The following is a 1,944-nucleotide window of genomic DNA, read 5'->3' as shown; positions in this document are numbered from 1 at the left end:
GCTATCATCACTACGTAGACGTTAGCATACACGAACGTCAGGACACCCGCACGTTAGCCGCCATCCTGCTGTTGGCCGAGTACCTCAGAGAGGGCTACGACAACGTAAGGGCCGTGGGTTTCTATAAGGACATCGGAGCCTGGGTAAAAATGCACCCAAAGGTGCCGGTTCAACTGTACATGTCTGTAGAAGACATCCAGGACCTTAAAAGAGACGCCCTCGATATAATAAATGCCGTATAGTAACTCACTACAGGCTTAACGTCAGTTACATATATGCAATACGATAACCTGCTTAAGATAACCAGGGAGCTGACAGCCCTGTACGTAGAGGATGAGAGACCAATCCAACTGGTCAATCGCCTTGAGAAAATGTTTAAGACCGTCATCCTGGCCGAAGACGGCAAGGACGGATATGAAAAATACCGGCAAAACAACGTAGACCTCATCCTGACCGATTACCTGATGCCGGAGGTCAACGGCCTCCAATTGATCAAGAGTATCAGGGTAGATGACAGAAAGACCCCCATAATCCTTATCACCGGCTTTATAGACTCGGAATTCCTGATCGACGCAATAAATCAGGGCGTTACGCAGTTTGTCACCAAACCCATAATAGTGCCAAATCTGTTAAGAGCCATAGAGATTGCCGTCTCACAGATGGTCATGGAAAACCTGGCCCAAAAAACCCAGCAACAGGAACTGGAACTGTTGCGCTACAGAGAAAAATACCACTTCACACAACAAGAGATGGCCTTCCTGAAGGAACTGCGGATAATAAAAAACGACTTCACCTTCAAACGAATAAACACTATCAATGACGACGACGACGCCTGTAGCCTCTGGTGTATCGACAGCCACTACATGCCGCTGGACATCCTCAGCGGTGACAGTTACTCCATCAGGGAACTCAGCACCGGCGAAATTATACTATTCATCATTGACGCCATGGGCAAGGGACTCTCTGCATCGGTAACCTCCATCCTTACGACGTCGTTTGTCAACCACCTCATAGACGGAGCCATCGACAAGGGTTGCTTTGATTTCAGCGAATTCCTGCGCCTCTACACAGACTTCATAGCCAAGGAGCTGCTCAACGAGGAGATCGTCTGTGCCTCTTTCGTCTACATAGACTTCAACCACTACAAAATGCACACCTCCATGTACTCCATGCCCCCCATGCTGGTACTCAGGCGAGACGGTCAACTGATCCAGATCAAGAGCAACAACATCCCCATTATGAAGTACCGCATACCAGGCGCTATTGACACATACGACATGACAGACTTCACCAGGATACTCATCGCCAGCGACGGACTCAGTGAGAGCTGGTGCGACAACGGTCAGACCCTGTACCAGGATTTCCTGACGAAAGACTTTATGGCCTCCAACTTTAAAGACGACCTCTATAAACGCTTCAGCGAACACGTCACGACCCCCGGCGATGACGTGACCTTTATACTTTTAAACAAGTTCGACTACAAGGACTGCAGCTCCAAAACGATGGTCACCAACAGCACCCTCGACGACGTCCAGACTGTAACAGCCGAGGTTGAGAACTATCTCCAGCAATTGCATGTCAATGACAGGTGTAGCGCACTGTTTATCAACTCGTTCTCCGAAATTATTATGAATGCCTATGAGCATGGCTCACTGGAACTCGATTTTGAGTTGAAACAGGAACTTACGTCAAATGGTACCTATGAATCATACCTGATGGAGAGGCAAAAGGACAACGATAAAAAGATAATGGTTGAATTAAACATAATACACACTCCCGGTTTCAGTGGTTCAGCAGAGTGCGGGGACTTCCTCCTTGCCACTATAACGGACGAAGGAAAGGGCTTTGATGTGTCAAAGTTAAGCACTCTCAACGTAGACAACCACCTCCTCTGCGGCAGGGGAATTAAGGTTGCTAAAAACACCTCGGACGTGCTACTTTATA

The 1,944-nt window shown here is 48.0% G+C and carries 2 protein-coding genes; both read left to right on the top strand.

Annotated elements, in window-relative coordinates; genetic code table 11:
* Positions 1 to 242: hypothetical protein (locus tag HWQ67_RS17275; protein WP_218253939.1), on the top strand; the 242-nt coding region annotated here is incomplete at its 5' end.
* A 33-nt stretch (positions 243 to 275) separates the two neighbouring features.
* A partial coding sequence (locus HWQ67_RS17270) for a response regulator (protein ID WP_218253938.1) occupies positions 276 to 1,944 on the top strand: 1,669 nt, incomplete at its 3' end.

The sequence above is a fragment of the Candidatus Magnetobacterium casense genome (assembly GCF_019173545.1).
Taxonomy (GTDB): Bacteria; Nitrospirota; Thermodesulfovibrionia; order Thermodesulfovibrionales; family Magnetobacteriaceae; genus Magnetobacterium; species Magnetobacterium cryptolimnobacter.
Note: the sequence above shows the minus strand (reverse complement) of the source record. Positions and strands in the feature narration are given on the sequence as shown.